General features: G+C 71.8%; 1 protein-coding gene. It reads left to right on the forward strand.

The window, feature by feature from the left end; genetic code table 11:
* The coding region (locus tag POF73_RS45750; protein ID WP_272125469.1) for a condensation domain-containing protein at positions 1-1,115 on the forward strand (1,115 nt) is incomplete at both ends.

A 1,115-nucleotide genomic window follows, 5' to 3' on the forward strand; every position in this document is an offset into this window, starting at 1 on the left:
GCTCGCGGCGGTCGTCGGTGCGGCCGACGGCAGTGGTGTCGTGGCGGACCGGGGTGTGGGTGTGGTGCCGTGGACGCCGGTGATGCGGGCGTTGGGGGAGTACGCGGCTGCTCCGGAGTTCGCGCAGTGGGCGGTGGTGGGGGCCCCGCCCGGGTTGGGCGCGGAGGTGCTGGTGGCCGGTCTCGGCGCGGTGTTGGACGCGCATGCGATGCTCCGGGCGCGGGTAGGTGAGCGGTTCACCCTCGTGGTCGGTGAGCCAGGCTCAGTGAAGGTAGATGCGCTGGTCACTCGCGTGGACGCGGCGGCCGGTGACTTGGATGAGGTTGCGGGCCGGGCGGCACGTGAGGCCGTGGGGCGGCTGGACCCGGCCGCCGGGGTGATGGTGCAGGCGGTGTGGGTGGACGCCGGGCCTGGTTGTGTGGGCCGGTTGGTCCTGGTCGTCCATCATCTGGTCGTGGACGGTGTGTCCTGGCGCGTCCTGCTGCCCGATCTCCAGTCCGCCTGCGAGGCCGCAGTCGACGGCCGGACACCCGAACTCACCCCCGTGGCCACGTCCTTCAAACAGTGGGCCACCCTCCTCACCGACCAAGCCACCACGGACAGCCGGGTCTCAGAGCTGGAACACTGGGCCGACGAACTCGGCGAGGCTCAACCACCCCTCGGAACAAGCGAGTTCGACCCACGGCGCGACACGGTGTCGACTCTCGTCCACCGGACCTGGACCGTGCCCCCCACCCGGGCACACACGCTTGTCGCCGAGACGCCGGCGCTCTTCCACTGTGGCGTGCACGAGGTGTTGCTCGCCGCGCTGGCCGGTGCCGTGGCGCGCTGGCGTCCGCAGTTCGCGGGCGGGGTGCTCGTCGAGGTCGAGGGACACGGCCGCGGACCCGTCACCGGCACCGATCTGTCCCGCACGGTCGGCTGGTTCACCAGCAGTCATCCGGTGCGGCTGGACGTCACCGGCGTAGACCTGGACGAAGTCCCGGACGGAGGTTCGGCGGCCGGCCTGCTGCTGAAGGCAGTCAAGGAGCAGGTGCGGTCGGTGCCGGGCGGTGACGCGCTGGGCCATGGGCTGCTGCGGTACCTCAACCCGCGGACGGGTGCGGTCCTTTCGG

It is taken from the genome of Streptomyces sp. HD (assembly GCF_028369295.1).
GTDB lineage: Bacteria > Actinomycetota > Actinomycetes > Streptomycetales > Streptomycetaceae > Streptomyces.